This window comes from Neisseria sp. P0007.S010, from assembly GCF_051962875.1.
Taxonomy (GTDB): domain Bacteria; phylum Pseudomonadota; class Gammaproteobacteria; order Burkholderiales; family Neisseriaceae; genus Neisseria; species Neisseria subflava_A.
In genome coordinates, this window is record NZ_JBQCUX010000028.1 from 728 (window position 1) to 1,219 (window position 492).

At 47.8% G+C, this 492-nt stretch carries 2 protein-coding genes; one reads left to right on the forward strand and one right to left on the reverse strand.

Annotation, left to right across the window (positions count from 1 at the left end; all coding sequences use genetic code 11):
• The coding region (locus tag ACTHR7_RS10745) for a collagen-flanked surface repeat-containing protein (protein ID WP_440370800.1) at positions 1-330 on the reverse strand (330 nt) is incomplete at its 3' end.
• Here ACTHR7_RS10745 and ACTHR7_RS10750 point away from each other — a divergent pair.
• The coding region (locus tag ACTHR7_RS10750) for a hypothetical protein (protein ID WP_440370798.1) at positions 292-492 on the forward strand (201 nt) is incomplete at its 3' end. The genes ACTHR7_RS10745 and ACTHR7_RS10750 overlap by 39 nt on opposite strands.

A 492-nucleotide genomic window follows, 5' to 3' on the forward strand; every position in this document is an offset into this window, starting at 1 on the left:
AGCGTTCTTACCATCTTTAATGATAGTAGTAGTGGTATTACCTTCGCCATCAGTGATGGTTACAGTGTGAGTACCGTTGTCGTTGTCTTTAACTTCGGCTTCAGCGTTCTTACCATCTTTAATGATAGTAGTAGTGGTATTACCTTCGCCATCAGTGATGGTTACAGTGTGAGTACCGTCGCCGTTGTCTTTAACGTCGGCTTTAGCATTCTTACCATCTACACCGTCTTTACCGTCTTTAACGATGGTAGTAGTGACTGAACCGGTATCAAGATCAGTAACAGTGATTGTATGGGTACCATCACCATTATCTACAACTTCACCTGTGATGCTGCCACCTTTTTCACCAGTGTCACCTTTTTCACCTTTAGCGCCTGCGGCGCCGGTGTCACCTTTTTCGCCTTTTTCGCCAGCAGCGCCGGTATCACCTTTTTCGCCAGCGGCGCCAGTGTCACCTTTTTCGCCTTTTTCGCCAGCGGCGCCAGTGTCACC